19 protein-coding genes and 1 tRNA gene are annotated in these 21,103 nt (G+C 51.3%); 8 read left to right on the top strand and 12 right to left on the bottom strand.

Going from position 1 to position 21,103, the window contains the following annotated elements:
• Nucleotides 1-110: 110 nt before the first annotated feature.
• Complete coding sequence (locus tag WCV72_03610; protein MFA6458446.1) at nt 111-1,373, bottom strand: NTP transferase domain-containing protein; 1,263 nt, start codon at nt 1,371-1,373, stop codon at nt 111-113.
• Between the two features lie 130 nt (nt 1,374-1,503).
• Between WCV72_03610 and WCV72_03605 the strand changes: the two genes are divergently transcribed.
• Nucleotides 1,504-1,953 carry a single-stranded DNA-binding protein gene (locus WCV72_03605; protein ID MFA6458445.1) on the top strand — a complete coding sequence of 150 codons (450 nt, stop codon included), beginning with the start codon at nt 1,504-1,506 and terminating at the stop codon, nt 1,951-1,953.
• Here WCV72_03605 and WCV72_03600 read toward each other — a convergent pair.
• On the bottom strand, nt 1,928-4,279 hold the full coding sequence (locus tag WCV72_03600; protein MFA6458444.1) for a fibronectin type III domain-containing protein: 2,352 nt from the start codon (nt 4,277-4,279) through the stop codon (nt 1,928-1,930). The two genes, WCV72_03605 and WCV72_03600, sit on opposite strands and share 26 nt — an antisense overlap.
• 109 nt (nt 4,280-4,388) lie before the next feature.
• Here WCV72_03600 and WCV72_03595 point away from each other — a divergent pair.
• Nucleotides 4,389-4,465: transfer RNA gene (locus tag WCV72_03595), tRNA-Arg, on the top strand.
• Nucleotides 4,466-4,529: 64 nt separating this feature from the next.
• Here WCV72_03595 and nadB read toward each other — a convergent pair.
• Nucleotides 4,530-5,945: an L-aspartate oxidase gene (gene nadB / locus WCV72_03590; GenBank protein ID MFA6458443.1), complete on the bottom strand. Its 1,416-nt coding sequence runs from the start codon at nt 5,943-5,945 to the stop codon at nt 4,530-4,532.
• 60 nt (nt 5,946-6,005) lie between these two features.
• Here nadB and WCV72_03585 point away from each other — a divergent pair, with 60 nt between their 5' ends.
• Nucleotides 6,006-6,329 (top strand): hypothetical protein, encoded by a 324-nt coding sequence (locus WCV72_03585; protein ID MFA6458442.1) that lies wholly within the window; start codon nt 6,006-6,008, stop codon nt 6,327-6,329.
• Here WCV72_03585 and nadC read toward each other — a convergent pair.
• A complete protein-coding gene (gene nadC / locus WCV72_03580) occupies nt 6,322-7,182 on the bottom strand; it encodes a carboxylating nicotinate-nucleotide diphosphorylase (GenBank protein MFA6458441.1) in 861 nt (286 codons plus the stop codon). The two genes, WCV72_03585 and nadC, sit on opposite strands and share 8 nt — an antisense overlap.
• A gap of 14 nt (nt 7,183-7,196) precedes the next feature.
• On the bottom strand, nt 7,197-8,723 hold the full coding sequence (locus WCV72_03575; GenBank protein MFA6458440.1) for a tRNA uridine(34) 5-carboxymethylaminomethyl modification radical SAM/GNAT enzyme Elp3: 1,527 nt from the start codon (nt 8,721-8,723) through the stop codon (nt 7,197-7,199).
• Between WCV72_03575 and WCV72_03570 the strand changes: the two genes are divergently transcribed.
• The 3 genes from WCV72_03570 to WCV72_03560 are packed head-to-tail and all read left to right on the top strand — an operon-like array spanning nt 8,704 to nt 12,079.
• The gene (locus WCV72_03570) at nt 8,704-9,378 is read left to right on the top strand and encodes a methyltransferase (GenBank protein ID MFA6458439.1); all 675 of its coding nucleotides are present in this window, start codon (nt 8,704-8,706) and stop codon (nt 9,376-9,378) included. The two genes, WCV72_03575 and WCV72_03570, sit on opposite strands and share 20 nt — an antisense overlap.
• On the top strand, nt 9,375-9,677 hold the full coding sequence (locus tag WCV72_03565) for a hypothetical protein (GenBank protein MFA6458438.1): 303 nt from the start codon (nt 9,375-9,377) through the stop codon (nt 9,675-9,677). Before WCV72_03570 ends, WCV72_03565 begins: the two co-directional genes overlap by 4 nt.
• Nucleotides 9,650-12,079 (top strand): S-layer homology domain-containing protein, encoded by a 2,430-nt coding sequence (locus WCV72_03560; protein MFA6458437.1) that lies wholly within the window; start codon nt 9,650-9,652, stop codon nt 12,077-12,079. Before WCV72_03565 ends, WCV72_03560 begins: the two co-directional genes overlap by 28 nt.
• Here the strand turns inward: WCV72_03560 and ppsA are convergent.
• The 7 genes from ppsA to WCV72_03525 all read right to left on the bottom strand — a co-directional run bounded on the left by ppsA (nt 12,066) and on the right by WCV72_03525 (nt 19,519).
• Nucleotides 12,066-14,492, bottom strand: coding sequence for a phosphoenolpyruvate synthase (gene ppsA / locus WCV72_03555; GenBank protein MFA6458436.1), 2,427 nt, complete (start codon nt 14,490-14,492; stop codon nt 12,066-12,068). The genes WCV72_03560 and ppsA overlap by 14 nt on opposite strands.
• A 9-nt stretch (nt 14,493-14,501) precedes the next feature.
• Complete coding sequence (locus tag WCV72_03550; GenBank protein MFA6458435.1) at nt 14,502-15,284, bottom strand: LOG family protein; 783 nt, start codon at nt 15,282-15,284, stop codon at nt 14,502-14,504.
• 359 nt (nt 15,285-15,643) lie between these two features.
• Complete coding sequence (locus tag WCV72_03545) at nt 15,644-17,329, bottom strand: S41 family peptidase (GenBank protein MFA6458434.1); 1,686 nt, start codon at nt 17,327-17,329, stop codon at nt 15,644-15,646.
• Nucleotides 17,330-17,383: 54 nt separating this feature from the next.
• Entirely contained in the window at nt 17,384-17,764 is a 381-nt protein-coding gene (locus WCV72_03540; GenBank protein MFA6458433.1) for a hypothetical protein, read from the bottom strand.
• Between the two features lie 54 nt (nt 17,765-17,818).
• Complete coding sequence (locus WCV72_03535; protein MFA6458432.1) at nt 17,819-18,166, bottom strand: hypothetical protein; 348 nt, start codon at nt 18,164-18,166, stop codon at nt 17,819-17,821.
• A gap of 54 nt (nt 18,167-18,220) precedes the next feature.
• Nucleotides 18,221-19,102: a 4-hydroxy-tetrahydrodipicolinate synthase gene (gene dapA / locus WCV72_03530; protein ID MFA6458431.1), complete on the bottom strand. Its 882-nt coding sequence runs from the start codon at nt 19,100-19,102 to the stop codon at nt 18,221-18,223.
• Nucleotides 19,103-19,111: 9 nt separating this feature from the next.
• Nucleotides 19,112-19,519, bottom strand: coding sequence for a hypothetical protein (locus WCV72_03525; protein MFA6458430.1), 408 nt, complete (start codon nt 19,517-19,519; stop codon nt 19,112-19,114).
• Nucleotides 19,520-19,588: 69 nt separating this feature from the next.
• On the opposite strand from WCV72_03525, the gene dnaN reads away from it, so the two are divergent.
• A complete protein-coding gene (dnaN, locus tag WCV72_03520) occupies nt 19,589-20,689 on the top strand; it encodes a DNA polymerase III subunit beta (GenBank protein MFA6458429.1) in 1,101 nt (366 codons plus the stop codon).
• Nucleotides 20,690-20,738: 49 nt separating this feature from the next.
• On the top strand, nt 20,739-21,098 hold the full coding sequence (locus tag WCV72_03515; protein MFA6458428.1) for a four helix bundle protein: 360 nt from the start codon (nt 20,739-20,741) through the stop codon (nt 21,096-21,098).
• The last annotated feature ends 5 nt before the right edge of the window (nt 21,099-21,103 follow it).

Below are 21,103 nucleotides of genomic sequence, written 5' to 3'. Positions count from 1 at the left end.
AAAAGTTTCGGAGCGTGATTGGAAAAACCGGTTTAATTTTTAATGATTTATGGTGGCTGAGGTAGAGCTTATTTTCAAAAGAAAAGCTGCTAGTAAAAACTCAGGTAAAACTATTTTAGGAGTTTTACACGCACTGCGACGGACTTCCGGTTCACGCGGATTTTAGTTTTCCACACGGCGTCCAGGAAGCTTTGACTTTTCAAATTTTGCGCGAGGACGAGCCCGCTGCCGACGAAACAATTTTCACCAACCAAAATTCCCGGCATGATGCTGGAATTCACGCCGACGCGGGAATTCGCGCCGAGCGCTGTGCCAAACTTATTTCGTCCGGTGCTAACTTTTTGTTTCTCAATTTTCACAAAAATCTCACCTTCGTCGAGCCGCAAATTGGCGCAGACGGCTCCGCTGCCGAGCGAGACATTTTCCGCGAGGATTGAGTCACCGACATAGTTGCGGTGTAGCCACGAATTCGCGCCGAGCGAGCTGCGCGCGATTTCCGAGCTGCTGCCGACGACGGCATTTTCCAGAATTTGTGAATCGCGCACGAGTGAGTGTGAGCCGACGACCGCATTTCGACCGATGAAAGAATTGCGGACGATGGCGAAGTCGAGAATTTTCGCGCCCGCGGAAATTACGGAATTTTCCACCAGTGCGGTTTTCGCGATCACCGCTTTTGGTGAAGCTTTCTTTTTTAAGCTGCTCGTGAAGTCGGCGACGAGGTCGAGCGCGTGCCACGGGAATTTCACCGCGCGCCACTTCCCCGGATTCGCGACCGCGACGAATTTCCCAACCTGAAAGAGTTGCGCCAGCGCGCGTTCGTAGCCGTCATCTTTTCGGTTCGAAACTTTCTCAAGCAGCGCAACCAACTTACGCGGTTCGCGGAAAAAGTGAAAAACCAAATTTATGAGGTCGCTCGGTGCTTTCGCAGGCGCAGGTTTTTCGACGATATTTACGATGCGACCATTTTGAATTTCGAGATAGCCGCCGGGAAAATAATTCTCAACGCGCTCAGCCAAGATTGCGCCGTCACAATTTTTCGCTGCCAAGACTGCGCGAATTGCCGCTGGCTCGACCAAATCATTCGTCGAGGCAATCAGAGTTGGTGCGGTCAAAAACTGCCGCGCCGCGAGTACGGCGCCCGCCATGCCGTCAGCTAAATTTTCCTGAACGACGATGGTCGCTTGGGGGAAAAGCGCGCGCAGGCCTTGCGCATTCTCCGCGTTTGCGACGAAGATAATTTTTTTGATGCCCGCCTTTCGTAAATTCGCGACGGACTTTTCGATCAAAAATTCCGCGCCAATTCGAAAAAAATTCTTATCGCCGAGCGGCTGAAATCGGCGCGAACGACCGGCAGCGAGCAGGAGAGCTTGCATTTCTAGAGCTAAATTTTAGCAGATTTTCGGGAGACGCAGCGCTTGCTGAAAATTAGATTAAATTTACCAAGCTGACTTTGCAAAATCTTCTTGTGAATTGCTACAATAAGAATCCTTAACCCCCCAAACAATGGCCGCCTCACTCAACAGAGCGCAAATAATCGGGAACATCACGCGCGATCCCGAGGTTCGACAAACGCCGAACGGACAAATGGTTGCGACAATTGGCGTGGCGACGAACCGTAAATGGAAAAATGCGGCTGGAGAGTTTCAAGAAGAGGTCGAATTTCACAATGTCGTTTGCTGGGGCAAGCTGGCTGAGATTTGCCAACAGTATTTGAAAAAAGGCTCGAAAACTTATTTCGATGGACGCCTCAAGACGCGCACCTGGGAAGATCCGGATGGCAAGAAAAACTACCGCACGGAAATCATCGCTGAAAATATGATTATGCTTGATTCGCGTGGTGGCAGTGGTGCGACGGCACAAAGCTCCGCGCCAGCTCAGGCTCCAGCTCAGCCGACTCCGCCGATTCAAAATTCGAACGAAGAGGAGGTCAAGATTGATGACCTGCCTTTCTAGTTCGGCGAATCCAGAAGGCCCCACCGAGCGCGAGGACGAGCGAAATCAAAAGGATTTCCGCTGGTCCGACCTCGACCTTGATGACATTGGAAAGTGTCGCGGATTGGTGCACGCCCGAGAAGACGGCACTCACGGCGAAGTAGTAGTTCGTATTTGCCAAGAGCCCGGCTGGGCGAAAAGCAGTTGACTCCACTTCGACTGTCGCCAGGTCATATATGTTTGGCTGCGTGCCGGCGTGAACTAGGTAGCTGGTCGCGCCCGGTACGGCGTTCCAGGTCAGAATCGCGTTGCCGTCCGCGTCCACGCGCTGGAAAAGCTGAACGGGGTCATTGGACGAACAAACCGCCGAGGCGTTTGGTGTCGCGCTGGCTTCGTCAAAACCCACAACGATATTGCCGAAATCGTCGACTCCGCTCAGGGTGAAAAAATATTCAGCTCCATTGATCAGGTCACGCACTTCCCACTCGCTTCTTGTCGCGCCACCAGGCAAAAGTCGGCTCTCGATATATTCTCCGCTTGCTGTACCGTAGTCGAGTCGGTAATTTGTAACTTCTGGATTGCCAGTGTCCCACTTCAAAATAATTCTTCCATTGCAGACCTGGGTTGCGACCGGCTGCGTTTCGATTATGGGTGCGGTCGGAGCTGCCGCTACAATCGCGCTGCCGCCGTTTTCTCCGCCCGTCGCGTTGAACGAGACGATGCGGAAAAAATACGGAGTTTCATTGGTGAGTCCATCGATGTACCACGCAGTTGAATTATCCGATGTGGTGAATTTTTTTGTGAGCTCAGCTTCGTTTTCGCCGTAAAAAATTTGGTAATTAGTGACCTCGTCGGCATTGGCCGGGGCGTTCCAGCGAAGGTCAATGCGACCGTCCTGCGGCGTGAGCTCAACATTGTCGATTGTGATTGCCGCCTCAACGAGCAAGCTTGTGGCGTCAGGGTAATTACCAATATTGCCAGCGGAATCCTCGAGCTCGACTTTTGCGAAGTAGGCCCCGGCTGTGGCTACAGCGAATTCCCCAGTGTAAACACCCAGGGTTGCCGACTCATCAAGATAAATTAATTGATCACTGATGCTGAACTGAACATTCATAAGTCCCGGCTCACTTTTGATTTCTACAGTCACGGTCTCGCCACTCGTAACTTTGTTACTCGGCTGAAGCGAAATGTTCTCGATGACCGGCTTGGTTTGATCTAGTGTGATCGTGACGGCCTCTGAAATAGAGTTAACCGAGCCATCACTGTTTAAGACGCCGACCGTGATTTCGTGGCCGCCGTCTGCCAAGACAACATTGCTGGAGAAATTTCCAGTAGTGTCAGAGTCGGTGTCTTGGAAAAATTGTCCGTCAACAAAAACCGCAAGGTTTGTATTTGTTGGAGCGGAGCCCGAAACCACGATGGTGTCATTTAAAAGATCACCACTGACAGGGCTTTTAATTACGGGTGCCAAGCTTAGCTCAGCCGGGCCGTCTTCAGACTCAACGATTGTTGTGATCTCTTGTGCGCTGACATTGTTGTCGCCCGAGACAGAAATTGTTTGCTGCCCAACTGTTGTGAAAGTGACCGCGTTAGCAAAAACATGCGTACCGCGGTCGAGCGTAACGAAAGTGTATTCTTGCGGCAAAATTGCGAGCGCATCCGAGCTTGAGATTTTGACTGTGCCGACGAAGTCTTCGACTAGATTGCCGTTGGCGTCCTTAATGGAAACCGTGAGGTCGGTTGGCGTGTTGACGGATGTCAGGCTGGCGAAATCCACGACGATTTGGTTTGTGGCGATTGGTGTGTCGCTTGTTGCCGCGATGGTCGCATCTGTGCTGCCATCCAAAAGATCTGCGTGCAACAGGTTGCCGCCAACACCACCAGCTTTTTGGAGGAAGACAACGCGTGGGCGTTCAAGCAGGGTTTGATTACCGGCGAGGGCAGTGAGCGAACTCACACCCTCCGCGCTCGCAATAATTTGAAAAACAGCTTCGCCATTCGAGTTCGTGATTGTTCGGGAACTCTCGACTGCATCGGTCCCTCGTGAGGAAATCAAATTTACACTGACTCCAGCGACTGGTCGTCCGGTGTTGTCGCGCAAGCTGACAGTCGCGTTCGTAGAGCGTTCGCCGACATAGCCAATCTCATCATTCACGCGCACAGCCGATTTTGTCGTGGAAACTGTGGCTCCAGTATTTGTCGCCGAGCTCGGACTCGGTGTGCTCTCGCCAAAAAAAACATTGGCAGGAACGAGGACATAGCCGCTCGGAATTTCCGCGAGTGCGAAGCTCCCCGAGCAAGCGAGACTTACAATCCCGAGCAAGGTTGCGAAGATTTTTGTGGGCATTTTTATTTTTAAATCCAACCATTTTAGCACTTTCTGCTTGTTTCGACAATCAGGAAGACTTGCCAAAAACCAAGATTGTTTTTTCGTAAAAATGTTAAAATCGCGGCGCGCGCCAGTAGCTCAGTGGATTAGAGCACCGGTCTTCGGAACCGGGTGTCGTGGGTTCGACTCCCTCCTGGCGCACCAATTTTCCAAAATCCAAATCTCAATTTCCAAAACCTAAATAAATTCCAAAACCTAAAATTCGGAATCAGCTTTCCAGAAAATGCGTGCCGAGACTTTTTCGACGCGCGAGGGCGGATTTTGCGACCAGCGTTGCAGTGAGAACAGCGTTTTGTGCGGTGAAGCTACGCGGTTTCAATTTTCCTAAAGTCGCGAGGGCTTCACGCAAACCTTCTCTCGTGCGCACGATACCGACGCGCGTCCACATCGTGTCGCGCACAATTTTCCGAATGCGGCGATCTTCGCGTTCGTCGAAAAGATATTGTGGTGGGCGAATTTTCAGCTCGATAACTTTTTCTGGTTTGATACTTTCACCGAGAAATTTCCCAAAGACGAGCGCCTCAGCGAGTGAATTCGAAGCCAGACGATTCGCGCCGTGCAGACCGGTGCGCGCGACCTCACCCACCGCAAGTAAATTTTTTACCGAGGTTTCGCCCTTCAGATTCACCGCGACACCGCCGCAGGAATAGTGCGCGACCGGGAAAATCGGAATCAAATCTTTCGCCAGATTCAGTCCGGTTTTGCGCACCTCACCCCAAATCAACGGAAAACGATTTTCCAAAAACTTCGCATCGGCGCGGGTGAAGTCGAGGAAGACCTTGCCCTTTTTCAGTTCTTCAAAAATCGCGCGGGCGACGATGTCGCGTGGCGCGAGCTCGGCTGCCGGATGGTAGCTCGGCAAAAATCTTTCCCCGCGGGCATTGCGCAAAATCGCACCCTCCCCGCGCAAACTTTCCGAAAGCAAAGTCAGGCGAGTTTTTTCACCGACGAGCGCAGTCGGGTGAAATTGGATGAATTCGAGATCTCGCAACTTCGCGCCAGCGCGGGCGGCTGCGGCGATGCCGTCGCCAGCCGAAACTTCTGGATTGGTCGACTTCGCGAAAAGCTGACCGAAGCCACCCGTCGCGAGCACAACCTTGCCGGCGAAAATCGGCTCAACTTTTTTCCCGAACTTGAGCCACGCGCCGCGGCAAAGGCCTTTTTCCAAAATCAAATCGAGCAGCGTCGTTTTTTCCAGCAACTTAATTTTCGGATTACGGCGGACGATTTTCGCGAGCGCCTTCTCGATCGTCTCGCCCGTCGAGTCCTTCGTATTCCAGACGCGTGAGTGTGAATGCGCCGCCTCACGAGTCGGTTCTTTTTGAAATTTCACGCCGACCTCATACTCCAGCCAATCGACCAGCTTCGGCGAATTCTCGACCAAAAATCGTACAGCTTTGGGATCGTTCGCGTTATTTCCCGCCATGAGTGTGTCGGCGAAATGTTCCGCGAAGCTGTCCCACGCGAGATTGCGCACTGCGGCGACACCGGCCTGTGCGAAGCGCGAAGAACTCTCGAGCAAATTTTTTTTCGTCGCGATTGTGACTGTGCCTTTTTCCGCCAAAAAAATCGCAGCGGTGAGTCCGGCGATGCCCGAGCCGACGACGAGGAAGTCAGTTTTCATTTCGAGAGGTTGACAAAAGTGATTTTAGCAGATAGAATCAAAACTTATTAAATTTGAAAAATGGGTGGTGCCGACAAGGCAAAAGGGCGTGGTCGTGGCTGTGACTTCTCAGAGGTTGTCGACAGTTTTGCGGCGCAGACAAAAAGGCTGATGGAAGATGTGCGAAAAGCCGTTTCGGCGAAAACCAAAAACGGAGAGATCGTTAGATTGACCCAGACAATCAGAGAACAAATCAACGCAACTACATCGACAATTGATATTTTTAAGCAAATGGGTCGTCCTGACGCAGAGCAGGCAATCAAATCTTTTGAATCAATGGTTGATGCACTGAAAGATGCGCGGGAGAATCTTCCTCCTGTTAAGGTTTCATTTAAAGCTAAATAATTCGCAGGCTAAAGTCCACTACTCCTGACGAATTCGTCAGTTTCCCGAGCGAGACGAAGTCGGCGCCTGCGGTGAGAAATTTGCCCGCCGTTTTTTCGTCGATCCCGCCGCTCGCCTCGAGAATTATGCGCGGATTGATTTTGCGAATCAGCACGGCGGTTTGGCGAAACTCCCCGACTGAAAAATTATCGAGCATCAAAATTAAGTTTTTATTCTTCGCGAAATGGGTGGCGATGGCGAGCGCCAATTTTGGTGAGTCGGCTTCGACCTCAAAGAAATTTTTCGTTGCAACGCTGCGCCAAATCTCTGGTTCGACCGCGCGGTGATTTTCTTTGACCAAAATTTGATCGGCGAGATTGAGCCTGTGCGGCAGTCCGCCGCCGATGACGACCGCGCGCGAGTCGAGCAGTCCGAGTGGCGTTTTACGCGTCGCGGCGAATTTCCGTTTACCAATTTTGCGCGCCAATTTTTCCGCCGCTGTCGCGATGCCCGACAAGCGCGAGAGTAAATTTAGTCCGACTCGTTCCGTCGTGAGAATTTTCGCTGCCGGACCGCTGAGCGCGAAAATCGTGTCGCCGACTTTCACTTTCGCGCCGTCTTTTTTCGCCGTCAAAATTTTCACTCCATGTTTGCGCCAGAAAAATGCGACCTCTTCTGCGCCAGCCAAAATGCCACTCGACTTTGCGATTACTTTTGCCTCGATTTTGCGCTGCGGATTTTGCAATAACTGCGTCGTCAGGTCGCCACTGCCCAAATCGGCTTGCAGCAAAAATTCGAGCAGTTGCTCAACAAAATTGCGGTACGCGTGATTGCGTAAATTAAGTTGCGTGATTTGCTTTTCGAATAACCTCATTTTAAATTTTTGGATCACCGCTTTCGTGGGGACAAGCCTTTCTCGACAAAAATTTTCTCACGGTCGAGTCGGTAGCCAAGCTTCCGATAATATTCTCGCACGCCGACACCCGAAATAATTCTTAATTTTTCGAAGCCTGCGACGCGGGCGATTTTTTCCGCCTCGGAAATTAATTTTTTTCCGAAGCCCCGGTGCTGCGAATTACCCGATTGCGAGAGTCCGATTTCTTCGCCGAAGGTGTGCAATTCGCGGATGGTTGCATTTTCATCGAGGCGCAGGCGCAAAAGCGAAATCAGCTTCTCGCCAATTTCAAAGCTTAATAAAATTTCTAGGCCGACGCTCGCCTGATATTCGCGGCGGATTAATTCCGCCTGCGCCGCATCGAAATTGTCGCCACGAATTTCACGGCAGCGGATGCAGTGGCACACGACTTTTTGTTGCTGCAAAATTTGTCGCAGGTTCGTGAGTTTCGAGCCTGCCAAAATCGACTCCGCCGGAATGTCGCGAATCACGCGCGTCAGCCGCACCCAGGGCGGGACGAGGCTTTTCATTTTCGCGAGTAGCTCCGTCAAAACTTTGTCGGAATAAGGCTGCCATTTTTTCGTGCGCCAGAGTTTTTCCAGCTCGGTACCCTTGATCAAGACCGTTGGGTAAATTTTAATCTGATCCGGTCGCCATTTTTCATTACCAAAAACTTCCTCAAACATTTGGAAATCCGACTTAGGAGTTGCACCAGGTAAATTAGGCATCAGGTGAATTCCGACCTTCAATCCGTTTTTTTTCAAGAGCGCGATGGCGCGCGCCGACTCCGCCGCACCATGTCCGCGTTTCGCCAGCTTCAAAATTTTGTCGTCCAAGTTTTGCACGCCGATTTCGACGCGGGTCGCCCCGAGCTTCAAAAATCGCTTTACCTCTTTTTCGTCCAAAAAATCCGGACGCGTCTCGAGCGTGAGCCCGACGAGGCGGTGCTTCGATTTTTCGTTCGCAGTTTTCAAGTCTTCGAGCGAGCCGGATTTAGCTTGCCGCGAATTTAGCGCTGCGAAGCATCGTTTCACAAACCAAGTTTGGTAATTGCGCGGGTGCGCCGAAAAAGTTCCGCCCATTACAATCAGTTCAATTTTTTCCGTTGAATGCCCGCAGCTTTCCAGGGCTTTGATTCGGTCTTTGACCTGGCGAAATGGATCGAACTCCGCGCGCACTGCCCGCATCACGGCGGGCTCATTCGACAAATAACTTTTGGGCATGCGCGCCTCGCTCGGACAAAAAACACATTTGCCTGGACAGCCGAGCGGCTTCGTGAGGACGGCGATGGGTGCGACGCCCGACAGAGTTCGGATGCGCGACTTTTTCAAAATCTTTTCCAGCGCTGGATTTACCTTAATTTTCTTCGCCTTCAGCAGTCGCAAATAAGCTTCGACCAGTTCGGAATTTTTCGCGAGGCTGCCTGTCCGTCCGGACGCGCGAACTTTCAATTCGCGCAGATCCTTTTCGGTCGCGCATTTTTCCTCAATCGCTCGTAAAATGATTTCGTCGAAATTCATGCAAAATTTTTACGATTCTATCTCGAAAAAGTGGGATGCGACACGGCGCAGCGCCTGGGGCGAATTCGAATTCGCGCACGAACTTTTGTCTGCTCAAAAAATTCTCGACGCGGGCTGCGGCAACGGGCGTCTCAATTTTTGGCTCGCGGGCAACAATTTTCACGGCGAGTATTGCGGCTTCGATTCGTCCAAAAATTTAATCGCGCTCGCTCGCAAAAATTTTCCTGCTCGAGAGTTCGTGGTCGCTGATTTACGCGAGTTAACTCCCGAGATATCTCGGGGGTTAACGGATGGAAAACCCGACGCGATTTTCTGTGTTGCAGTGCTGCACCATCTCACAAATTCCGCTGAGCAAAAAAAAGCCCTGGAAAACCTTTACGCGAGCTTACAGCCGGATGGGCGAATTTTTCTCACAGTTTGGAATTTGTGGCAGCCGCGTTTCTGGAAATTTCGTTTGGCGCAAAAATTCGCGCGCACACTCACGATTCCTTTCGCTGGAGCAGGCGTGCGGACGGTTTTCGCCTTTCGCAAAGGCGAGCTCAAGAAACTGTGCGCGACAACGGGATTCAAAAATATTAAAATTTTTTACGCACGCCACGCTGAGAAATCCAACTTTTTTCGTGGTCGCAATTTAATCATTCTGGCTGAAAAATGAACCACCAAAACGATCCGCCTTCGCAAAATGCTTCGGCGGACTTCGATTCCGAAGAATCTCGCATTCTCGAAGGTGAAGTCGTGGGCAAGACTCCCGAAAGACATACGCCACCCAAAAACTCGTTGCCGCCTGAGTTCAAAGTCTTCACGCTGGCTTTTGAAAAGCTGAAGCGCAATTGTTTGTTGGCGTCGATTGCCTTTTTTGCGCTCACGATTCTCGCAATCAATTTTCACAACGGCTGGTTATTTCTGCTCGCACTGCTCTTGCCACCGTGGATTTTTTCACAGAGGAAGTTTTAAATCTGGCGATTTACTGCGATAATTCCAGCGTGAATCTTTTCCCCAATTTTCGAAAAGTAGTTCTGGCGACAGTGGTTTTCGGCTGGGTGTTCGGAGTCGCGCAAGCCGCGTCGTTTTTCGATGTGCCCGTCAGCAGCCCCAATGCCGCGGCGATTGATTATCTTTCGAAAGAAGGCGTAATCGCGGGTTATGGCGACGGCTCATTTCGTCCCGGGAATCCGGTCAATCGCGCCGAGGCGCTCAAGATTCTCTTGCTCGCGAGCGGTGTCCAAATCCAAAATCCGGTGAGTGCTGTTTTTCCCGATGTGCCGGCGGACGCCTGGTTCGCCCCTTTCGTTTTTTCTGCCAAAAATTCCGGAATCGTTGACGGCTATCGGGACGGCTCTTTTCGTCCCGAGCAAACTGTGAATTTGGTCGAGGCGCTCAAAATTTTACTCAACACAAACACAATTCCACTCGAAAATTACACGACCGCGAGCCAGCTTTTCGCCGACTCCGAAAAAGACGCTTGGTACAATTCGTTCCTGCTTTACGCCAAGACCTTCAACCTCGTCGAGCCGAATTCCGCGAACCAGATTCAGCCGGCGACGCCACTCACGCGCGGCGCACTCGCTGAGATTGTTTACCGTTTTCAGACGCGCGTCGAAACCGTTTGTCCGTCCTTTTTGGAAAATGCGGCGACCCTGCCGACGGATTATTTTCAAAAAATTACGCTCACGCAAAACCCACCCAACACTTTTTACGAAAACGAAGTCTTCACCTTCAGCGGGATAAGCACCGAAAACGGCGAACTGACGGCAGTGCTGGAAAATAGCAGTGACAAGACGCGTCGCCAATTTCCCGCCGATGTTTCCGCCAATAGTTTCGCGGTGCCGGTTTTTTTCCACACGCCGGGTCGCTACAATTTTTCGCTCATTCCTGCGACGACCAATTCCAACACAGCGGCGACACTCGATGTCTTGCCGCGCGAGTGCGCTCCGGCGACACTCGCGCGAAGTGAGCTCGCGCCGACCGCGCTTCAGACTGCGGTGCAGGACAATCGACCGAAGCTCACCTGGGCGGATGCCAGCAACAACATTTTTCGTGTCGTGATTCGCCAAGGGCAAAATCGCGTCGAAAGATTAATTTCTGCCGGTCAAACTGCGGTCGCGCTCGACCCGGCTGATTTCGTCGACTTCACGAGCGGCGTGGCGACAGTCCAAGTTTTTGGCGCGAAGTCGGAGCACGGATTCAGCTACGAGCCGCGGACAAATTGGGCGAGTGGTCCGCCTCTCGACCTGAATCTCGGCAACCACTATTTCGCGACACTCAATAAGGACAAAATCACCATTACCAATCCGCCGACTTTTTACACAGACAGCATCAATTTTTCGGCGACTGCCGGAACCGAGCTCGAGAATTCAATTTTTCTCATTTTGCCGGACGGCTCGGTTTCCGAGTCCTCAATTCTCGGCAGTGCCGCGACAATCGCGGCGGGCGAGAGTTTCGCAGTCAGCCTCAGCCTGTCGACCGTCGGCACTTATTTTCTCGAAATTAATTCGACCGACGGGATTGCGGTGCTGAATCAACCACTTTATTCGCCGGGGGTTTTCCCGCTGTTGCCCGACTTCGCCGATCTACGGGAGGCACCGAATCCGAATTCCAAAATTTCCATTAATCGCGAGAAAACAATTTTGCTCCGCCTGATTAATGAATTTCGTCTGAGTCAAAATTTGCCGGCAGTCACGCTTGATCCAGAAATTTCCGCTTTCGCGCAAAATTACGCCGACGCCATGGCGACCCAAAACTTCTTCGGACACACGGATCCAGCTGGTCGGAGTCCGGATGCGCGGCGGATTCTCGCTGGGCTGCAGATGCCGGTCGGCGAAAATCTCGCCCGCGATGCCACGACCGAAAACGCCAACGCCGGTCTGCTGCGCTCAGCGGCGCACCGCCAAAACTTGCTCGACCCGGAATGGACGCGCGTCGGTCTCGGAATCGCACAGACCGAGAATAGCTTGATTTTTGTCGAGGAATTTTCTGCTGATCCGCTGACGCCCGCCAATTTGGTGGCGGCGCGAAATCAGGTCTTGGCCGAAATTAATTTACGCCGCAGCCAAAATAATTCCGCAGCATTCATGCTCGACACCGCGCTCACGCCAGTCGCGCAGGGCTGGAGCGACAAAATGATTGCCGAAAATTTCATCGATTTTAAAAACGGTTCAGACTCGCTCGAAAACAATGTTCGCGCAGTCGATCAGACGAGCGCCTTCATGAGCTTCCTAGTCTCAGCCAGCCAGCTCTCGCAAATCGCCACGAGCCTGAGTGATTCAATCTTGACCGACACCGGCAAATCGCAAATCGCGATTGGGCTCTCCATGGACTCAACCGGTGAGCTGCGCGTGACGCTTATTTTCCGCTAGCTTTCCTTTTCTCCAGCTTCGCAATGTCAATCGTCGTCTTGAGCAGTGAGTCGGGCGTGAGCGAAATCGAATCAATCCCTTCGCTCGCGAGGAAACGAGCGAAATCCGGAAAGTCACTCGGGGCTTGTCCGCAAATCCCGATTTTGCATTTATTTTTCTTCGCGATTTTGATTACGGTGCTGACCAATTTCTTAACCGCCGGATTGCGTTCGTTGCAAATGTGACTGACGAGCTGACTGTCGCGATCGACGCCGAGCGTGAGCTGGGTGAGATCGTTTGAGCCGATTGAGAAGCCGTCGAAAATTTTGCAAAAATCTTCCGCCAGAATCACATTCGAAGGAATCTCGCACATCACATAAATCTCGAGTCCATTCTTGCCGCGCGCGAGTCCGTGTTTCTTCATTTCCGCCTGCACCTTTTTCCCCTCCTCGACCGTCCGGCAAAACGGAATCATGATTTTCACATTTGTGAGTCCCATTTCCTCGCGCACTTTTCGCAAAGCCCGGCACTCCAGCGCGAAAGCGTCGCGATATTTCGGATCGTAGTAGCGACTCGCGCCGCGCCAGCCAATCATCGGATTTTCCTCGAGGGGCTCGAACTCGCGTCCGCCGATCAAGTTGGCGTATTCATTCGATTTGAAATCCGACAAGCGCACGATCACATCTTTCGGATAAAACGCCGCGCCGATCATCGCGATGCCTTGCGCTAGTTTGTCGACAAAATAATCCGCTTTATTTTTGTAACCGTAAGTCAATTCGGCGATTTCTGCTTTGGCAGCTGAATCTTTCAGCTGCGCGAAATTTAACAAGGCGAGCGGGTGAATTTTGATATAGGAATTAATCACGAACTCTTCGCGCGCGAGTCCGACACCGTCATTCGGAATAAAGCTCGCCGAGAAAGCCTGCTCCGGCGAAGCGAGGTTCATCATCATTTTTGTTTTCGGCCGCGTCAAATTTTTGAGATTCACCTCTTTCACTTCGAAGGGTAATTTTCCCGCGTAAACTTTACCAATCTCACCGTCGGCGCAGGAGACGGTAATTTCTTGTCCAGTTTTAATTTTCGCCGTTGCGTCACGCGTGCCGACGACACAGGGAATGCCGAGCTCGCGCGAAACGATGGCGGCGTGGCAAGTGCGCCCGCCCCGATTCGTCACGATAGCACTTGCGATTTTCATGATTGGCTCCCAGTCCGGATCGGTGATGTCGGTGACGAGCACTTCGCCTTTTTTGAATTGGCTGATTTCATGTGCGCTTTTAATAATTTTCGCGCGACCCGCGCCGATTTTCTCGCCGACGGGCGCACCCGTCGTGATTACCGCACCCGTCTTCTTCAGCTTGTAAGTTCTGAGCACGGACAAATCGCGTCGCGACTGCACTGTCTCTGGTCGTGCCTGCACGATGAAAAGTTCGCCCGTCTGTCCGTCCTTCGCCCACTCCATGTCCATCGGCTTGAAGTGACCAGCTTTGTGCGAGTAGTGATCTTCGATGATGCACGCCCAGCGCGAAAGCAGCAGCACTTCATCGTCGGTCAGCACGAGCTTTTTGCGATCTTCTTCGGGGGTTGGAATGTTTACCGTTGGCTTGTTGCCATCAGCCGCATAGACCATCTTGATTGTTTTGCTGCCGACTTTTTTCTGTAGAATCGGGCGTTTACCTTTTTTCAGTGTTGGCTTGAAGACAAAAAATTCATCCGGCGTGACCGCCCCCTGGACGACATTTTCACCGAGTCCCCACGAGCCGTTGATCAGGACGGACTCACGGAAACCGCTTTCGGTGTCGATCGAGAACATTACGCCGCTACACGCGAGATCCGAGCGCACCATTTTCTGCACGGCGATCGAGAGCCCGATGGAGAAGTGGTCGAATTTTTTATCTTCGCGATAACTGATGGCGCGATTCGTGAAAAGCGAAGCGAAACATTTCTGGCAGGCGATGATGAGCTGAGTCGGACCCGTGATGTTCAGATAAGTTTCCTGCTGACCGGCGAAGCTCGCGTCGGGCAAATCTTCCGCCGTCGCCGAGCTGCGCACCGCGACATCGACACTCGCCTTTTTGTAATTTTGGGAAAGTTTTTTGTAGGCAGTTTTAATTTCCGCGGCGAGCTCCGGCGGAAATGGCGTCGCCAAAATAATTTCGCGCACTTTCTCGCCGCGCCGGGCGAGGTCGGTGACATCGCGTGTGTCGAGACCTTTCAAGGCCTCTTCGATGGCGTTTTTCACGCCGCCCTTTTCGAGCAAGTAGTGGTAAGCCTGTGCGGTGATGGCAAAACCATTCGGCACGCGCACACCTTTTTTCGAAAGGTTGCGGTACATTTCGCCGAGAGAAGCATTCTTACCGCCGACGAGTGGAACATCTTCGATACCGATTTCGTCGAACCAAAGAATGAACGGTGCAGTTTTTGTTTTGGTTTTCATTGGAAAAAATTAATTAATGAATTTAACTTTCTTGCGCAGCGCCAACCAGCCGTCGTAGCTCGCTTTCAAAATATGCCCAATCTCTTTCAGATTGTCCGTGAAATGAACGAGGACGAGGTCGTCTTTGCCGATTAAGGTCGTGCGTCCCATTTTGAGCTGTTTCTGATACATGATGCCGTTTTCATAATTGAAAATCGGTTTCCAAAAAGGATGCGCCAGAATCGGAAAAGTCGGCTCGAGCTTCTGGAGCTGTTTCAGCTGCATAAACATCGCGCCTTCGAGGTCGGTGCCGAGTCCGCCCGGGGCGAGGTAAATCGCATTCGAAGAATGAATGAAGCTCTCGAGGCGTGTGCTGAAATTTTCAAATTGGCGTGTCACATCGAGACAGTCGTTGCGGCCCTCCTCGTGTTCGAGATTTACCAAGATCCCCAAATTTTTGGCGCGGGGATTTTTCCGCCGAGCTTTGGCTTTTTTGAGTCCGAGGTTCGCGGCGTACATCAGTCCGCCGCCGCCGCCCGTCACGATGTCGATGTCCATATCGCTGCCGACTTTGCAGGCTAAATTTTTCACAAAATTAAATGTCGCTGAATCGGGTTCGACGCGTGAACTGCCGAAAATCGCGAAGCGGTAATTATCAAGATAAGACGCCAAAAAAGTTTCGCGTAAAAGCTGCTCGTATTCTTCACGCGTTGCCTTCAGCTTCGCCTCGGATTTGCGCGCCGTGGTGAGATCAATCGTGAGCTCGGCGGAGCTGTAAAGTTTATTCAGCTCGGCGATGCGGTAGGATTGCATGTTTGTTGTTAGTTTTAATTTTGTTTATTTTAACATTTTTATTTAAAAAAGACAATGGTTCGTTAAGTCATTAAGCCACTAAGTCTTTTGGTTCTGAGGGTCATTGGTCAGTTGGTTCTGAGGGTCATTGGTCAGATGGTGTTTAGGTTCGCTTCAACCCAAACTTCAAAAAACACCAAGAAAACATGCCTCCCTCTGCCTTGATTTTGAAAATTGAGACCTATAGCTAAGCAACTGCAAAACAACATATGTACATTTTTAACCATGCCGTTAACGGCATGGTTAGGAGGCATGTAGATTGTGTTGAATTATAGTTTGTTAGCCATAGAAGCTGAAGCCTTCCTTGTCTGCATTCATAATCAAAAATAAGCCAGAGCCGCCTCAATCGCTTCGTCGGTCGGCGTCTCGGGAGTGTCGAGGGCAGCGAAGTCCGGTTTGACACCGACACCTTGAATTTCCTGCTTTTTCGGTGAGAGCCAGTGCGCGACTGTCATTTTCAGCGCGGTACCGTCATTGAAAAAATTAATTTCCTGCACGACCCCTTTGCCGAAAGTCTGCTCGCCGAGAACGCTCGCTGCGCCGTAGTCTTGCAGCGCTGCCGCGACGATTTCGCTCGCGCTCGCGGTTCCCCGATTCACCAAAATCAAGGTGCGAATTCCATTTAGTGTCGGGTCGCGTTCCGTTTTGTAGTCGAGATTTTCCGCTGCCAGTTCGGGTCGAAATTCTTGCGAAGCGACGAGCGTACCTTTCGGCAGGAAGTAGCCGAGCAAATCCACCGCAGCATTCACTAGTCCGCCGCCATTGTTGCGCAAATCCAAAATAATTCCACGCACGCGGTGTTCGGCGATTTGCGTCGCGATTTGCGCGAAGTCTTTCGGCAGCGCCGTCGTGAATTGATTGATGTCGATGATGGCGATGTCGTTTTGAAATTCCACTGTCGCGATGTCGAGCTTTATTTTTTGGCGAATGATTTCCACCGTGAATTCTTGTTCGTCGCGCAAAATCGTGTATTTCGCAGTGGTTCCCGTCGGACCGCGCGTGAGATTCGCCGCGTCAGCGAGCGGCAAGCCCGCGAGCGGTTTGCCGTCGACTGCTGTGATGATGTCGCCGGCGCGCAGTCCTGCGCGTTCAGCTGGAGAGCTGTAGATCGGCGCGACGATGATGAGCCCGCGATTCTGCGGATCCGCCTCGATGTAGACGCCGATTCCTTCGACTTCGCCAGAGAGATTGGCGGTCTCAGATTTCGTCTCTTCCGGTGTGTAAAATTCCGAATAGGGATCGTCGAGCGATTTCACCATGCCCTGAATCGCCGAATACAGCATGTCGGAATCTCCAGCTTTTTCGGGATACAGGAAGCGATTTTTCGCCTCATTCCAGACATGCTGGAAAAGCATGAACTCCGGAATATTGGTCGTCCCCGTCTGAATTACGATGCTCGGTCCTTCCACGAAATTCGCGAGGTTGTAAAAAAATTGTGCTGCTTCACCGCGACTCACGCGCCGTGCCGTGCCGAACTCAGTGTCGGAAAGCGGTTCGAGCACGCCCATCTTTACCGCGCGAAAAATAAAACGCGCAAACCGGTAATTTTTGCCGACATCCTTGAATCCAAATTCCTCATTGTTCGAGACCATCGGGACGCCGATGCCAAAAATTTTCAAACCGAGCTCGGCGACTTCACCACGACTGAGCGTTCGGCTCGGCAATAAGTTTTCACCGCGGAAATCTCCGAGCAGATCAAGCTCGTCGGCTTTCGCGATGACCGGTGCGAACCAAGCATCCGCCGGTACATCTGTGAAACGCGTCGTCGCATTCCCGCCTAGATCTTGGACCCCGGCGAGCGTGAGTCCCATCGCCAAAAATTCCACGAGTGAAACCGGTCGCTTCGGAAAAAAATTCGCAGTCGAATTGCCGACGCCGTACGCCTGCAAAAACTGAACCACATCCGGCGAGAGCGCATCTTTCACATCTTCGAATGCAGCGAGACTCGGACTCGCCACGATTGTGAAAATTAAAAAACCGACGAACGCTTTGCGGAAAAACTGCATTTCAAAAAGTTAAGAACTTGGTGATTTTAGCGTTCCCGCAAAATTAAACCAAACCTAAATCGCGTCATTAATTAATGTTCTTCCTCCGAGAAGTGAGCCGACCAGTTGTCTTCGCTCGGCAGTTAGTTTCTCTGCTCCAGCCGGGAGAGATTCGCAACCGTCACAGTTTTCAAGCAAGGCTTTTTGTGCCATGTCAGCATCTTTAATCCATCTTGTTAAGGTCGTTCTTGATTTAGATAAGACAGGAGGATAAATACCGCAATCATAAACAAGAGGTATATTTTTGAAGTTTCGCGTTACGAAAGCTAATTCTGTGATTTCTCTTCTGAACTCTCTAAGGCTTTGGCACGACCTGCAATTGCGAGAACTAAGAGCCGCCAAGAGTTCTTTTCCCGCTTCGCTGAGCGCGTTAGATTCTTTGAAAATTGAGTCCATTTGAAAAACTTAAAGTACCCAACTTTACCAAGAGCTAGCTTCGATCGTCAAATTCTACGCCAAAGCAGGTTCTGGGTCTTGACCGGGGTTTTCTTGTTCGACAACTAGCCCGAGGCTTTGCCTGTATTCGGCAATTAATTCTTTTGCAATCTCGGGAATACGGACACAGCAGTCACATTTTTTAAGTAATGCTTCTGTTGCCGTGCGAGCGTCGTCAGCCCATCTTGTCAAAGCATCTTCCCTGAATTCTTTAGCTGCATAGTCTAGCCACGACAACTCTCGAGACAGGTTTTGGCGGCCTGGACATTTTTTTGTGCACTCGGAAGCCTTAAGAACATCCAAGAGTGCGTTTCCAGTCTCGAGAATTGCACCAGATTCTTTGAAAGATGGAGACGGCGGCATTTGAAAAACTTAAAGTATCCAACTTTACCAAGAGCTAGCTTCGATCGTCAAGTTCTACGCCAAGCCTAATTTCACGAGTTCTTCGCGGATTTTGATTTTGTTCGTCGCGCTCGGTTGAGTCAGTGGGAGGCGGACGGCGTAGTCGATTTTGCCCATCGCGGCGAGCGCCCACTTCACATCGATCGGATTATTGTCGGCAAAATTCAAGTCCATCAGGTTTGCGAATTGTGCGTTAATTTTCTCAGCTTTCTCAAATTTGCCGGCGAGTGCGAGATCAATCATTTTCTTCATTTCTGCGGGAATTTCATTTTGAATCACGCCAATCGCTCCGACACCGCCCATTTTGATAATTTCCAAAGTCTGCGCGTCTTCGCCCGAGAGCACCACGAAATTCTCTGGTTTTTTCTCACAAATTTTGCGAACTTGTGCGAGATCGCCGCTCGCCTCTTTGATCCCGACGAGATTGGGATTGCTCGCCAATTCCAAAGTGGTCGCGGCTTCGACATTGCGTCCGGTGCGGCTCGGCACATTGTAAAGAATGGTCGGCAGACCGACCTCCGCGATTTTCGAATAATGCGCGACGATGCCGTCTTGGGTTGGCTTGTTGTAATACGGTGAAATCGCCAGACCGAAATCCGCGCCGTGCTCCTTCGCGAATTCAGTCAGGCTGACGGATTCGCGCGTCGCATTCGAGCCGGTACCCGCGATGATTGGCACTCTTTTTTTCGTCTCGTGAATCACGATTTCGAGCACGCGGCGATGTTCGGTCTTCGACAGGGTCGCGGATTCGCCCGTAGTGCCGACGGCGACGATACCGTCCGTGCCGGCTTCAATCTGCCAATTCACCAGCTCGCGTAATTTCTCCTCGTCAATCTCGAGTGATTTTTTTTCAAACGGCGTGATGAGGGCGACGAAACTGCCTTTTAAATCAGTCATTTTTGAGAATTAATTTTGCGTAGCGACCGTCTTGTTTTGTAGATTTTTTTCAGTCGCATCAACTTCTTTCAGCGCCACCTCAGCGGCAGCCAGGGTGGACTGCAGTTCTGCAATCGTCGCGTGCAATTTCTCGACCTGAGCCGTCTCAGCATCTTCTTTACCGAGTAATTTATTCGCAGCCGCGACAGCTTCGTTGATTTCGCCGACCGTGGTTTCGAGTTCCGCTTTTTTCTCGAGCAAAGTTTCATAAGCGCCCTGCGCTTTGCCGACGACATTACTAACGCCAGTCTGGACTTCGGCGATGGTCGTGGCGACGCTCGCCTTCAGCGCGGCAGCATTCTCAGTGACGGAGCTGGCATTTTCACAGCCGGTCAAGATTCCGACAGCCAGCAAAAGCGTAAATAGTTTCTTCAGCATGCCTTGATTTTAGGTGAGTTGTCGTCGCCTCGCAAAAACTTTAAAATCAAAGTGAATTAAAACTCCAAAATGCTTTTAGATTGCGAACAAAAAGATTTGCTCGCCGCCCTCACGACCGTCTCGAAAGCCGTCAACCTCAATTCGACGCTGCCAGTTTTGAATAACATTTTACTCAAAGCGGAAAACAAGAAATTGACTTTCGCCGCGACCAATTTGGAAATCGCCATCACGACGGCGATCAAAGCGGAGATCAAGAACGAAGGCTCGCTCACGATTCCCGCGCGGCTTTTCACGAATTATGTCGGGCTGCTGTCTGACGGCAAAGTCGAGCTCAAAAATACTGAAGGTCTGGATCTGCAAATTTCCGCGGCGCGTTCCAAGACTAGAATCAAAGGCATTTCCTCGGACGAGTTCCCGCTCATTCCGCAAGTCAAGAAAGAAGTTTCGCTGACACTCGCGGCGGGTGATTTACTCGATGCGATCAATCAAGTCGCTTTCGCGGCAGCGCGCGACATGGTGCGTCCGGTCTTGGCCGGTGTGCATTTGCGCGCGACGAAAAAAGAAATTCGCCTGGCGGCGACGGACTCTTACCGCTTGTCCGAAAAAATTCTCAAACCGCTGACGCCACCCGAAAAAGAAATTTCGATCATCATTCCGACGCGGACAGTAAATGAGCTCGCGCGCATTCTCGAAAAAGGCAAAGAAACCGTGACGCTCGATGTTTCGGCGAATCAGGTTTTATTTCTCTACAAAAATGTTGAGTTGGCCAGCCGCTTGATCGAAGGCAGCTATCCGGACTACGAGCAAATCATTCCAAAAAAACACGCGACTACGATTTCCCTCAAGACGGAAGAAATCGCGACGGCGGTGAAGCGCGTCAATCTTTTCGCGCACGATTCCCACTCGGTCAAGCTCGAAGTTTCCGCCGACAAAAAACTGCGCGTCCTGTCGGATGCGACCCAAATCGGCGAAGAAGAAGCGGAAGTCACGGCGACGATTGCGGGCGCGCAGAATGCCGTCGCGTTGAATGCCAACTATTTACTCGAAGCGCTCGCCGCGATTGGTGCGAAAGACATCGAGCTCGAACTCGGCGAAAAAATGGTGCCCGCGGTGATTCGTCCGGCGAAGTCGGCGGATTATTTGCACCTGATTATGCCGCTTAAGATTTAGTTCGAATTGTTCAATCTCCCGCTGCGCGGGATTGTTCTAGTTGTTCGAAATGAAGTTCAAATTTGAGAATCTCGAGGTTTGGAATCTGGCACTCGAATTTACCAAATTAGTCAGAACAATCACCGGGAGCTTCCCTGTCGAGGAAAAATTTAATCTAACAAGCCAAATCAATCGCGCCGCACTTTCCGTCGCGCTAAATCTGGCGGAAGGTAGTGGACGCAAAACCAAAAAAGACTTCGCAAATTTCGTGAGAATGGGTTTAGGTTCTTTGCCTGAGGTCGTGGCTGCCGAGCGGATTGCGCTTGCTCAGGGTTATAAACTCGATGAGAATCAGCAGACCGAATTTGATTCGCGGAGCCAAGAATTATATTTTAAATTGATTGCGCTCGAAAAATATTTACGCAAATAACACTT

The sequence above is a fragment of the Patescibacteria group bacterium genome (assembly GCA_041665585.1).
Taxonomy (GTDB): Bacteria; Patescibacteriota; Gracilibacteria; order JAHISY01; family JAHISY01; genus JAHISY01.
Note: the sequence above shows the minus strand (reverse complement) of the source record. Positions and strands in the feature narration are given on the sequence as shown.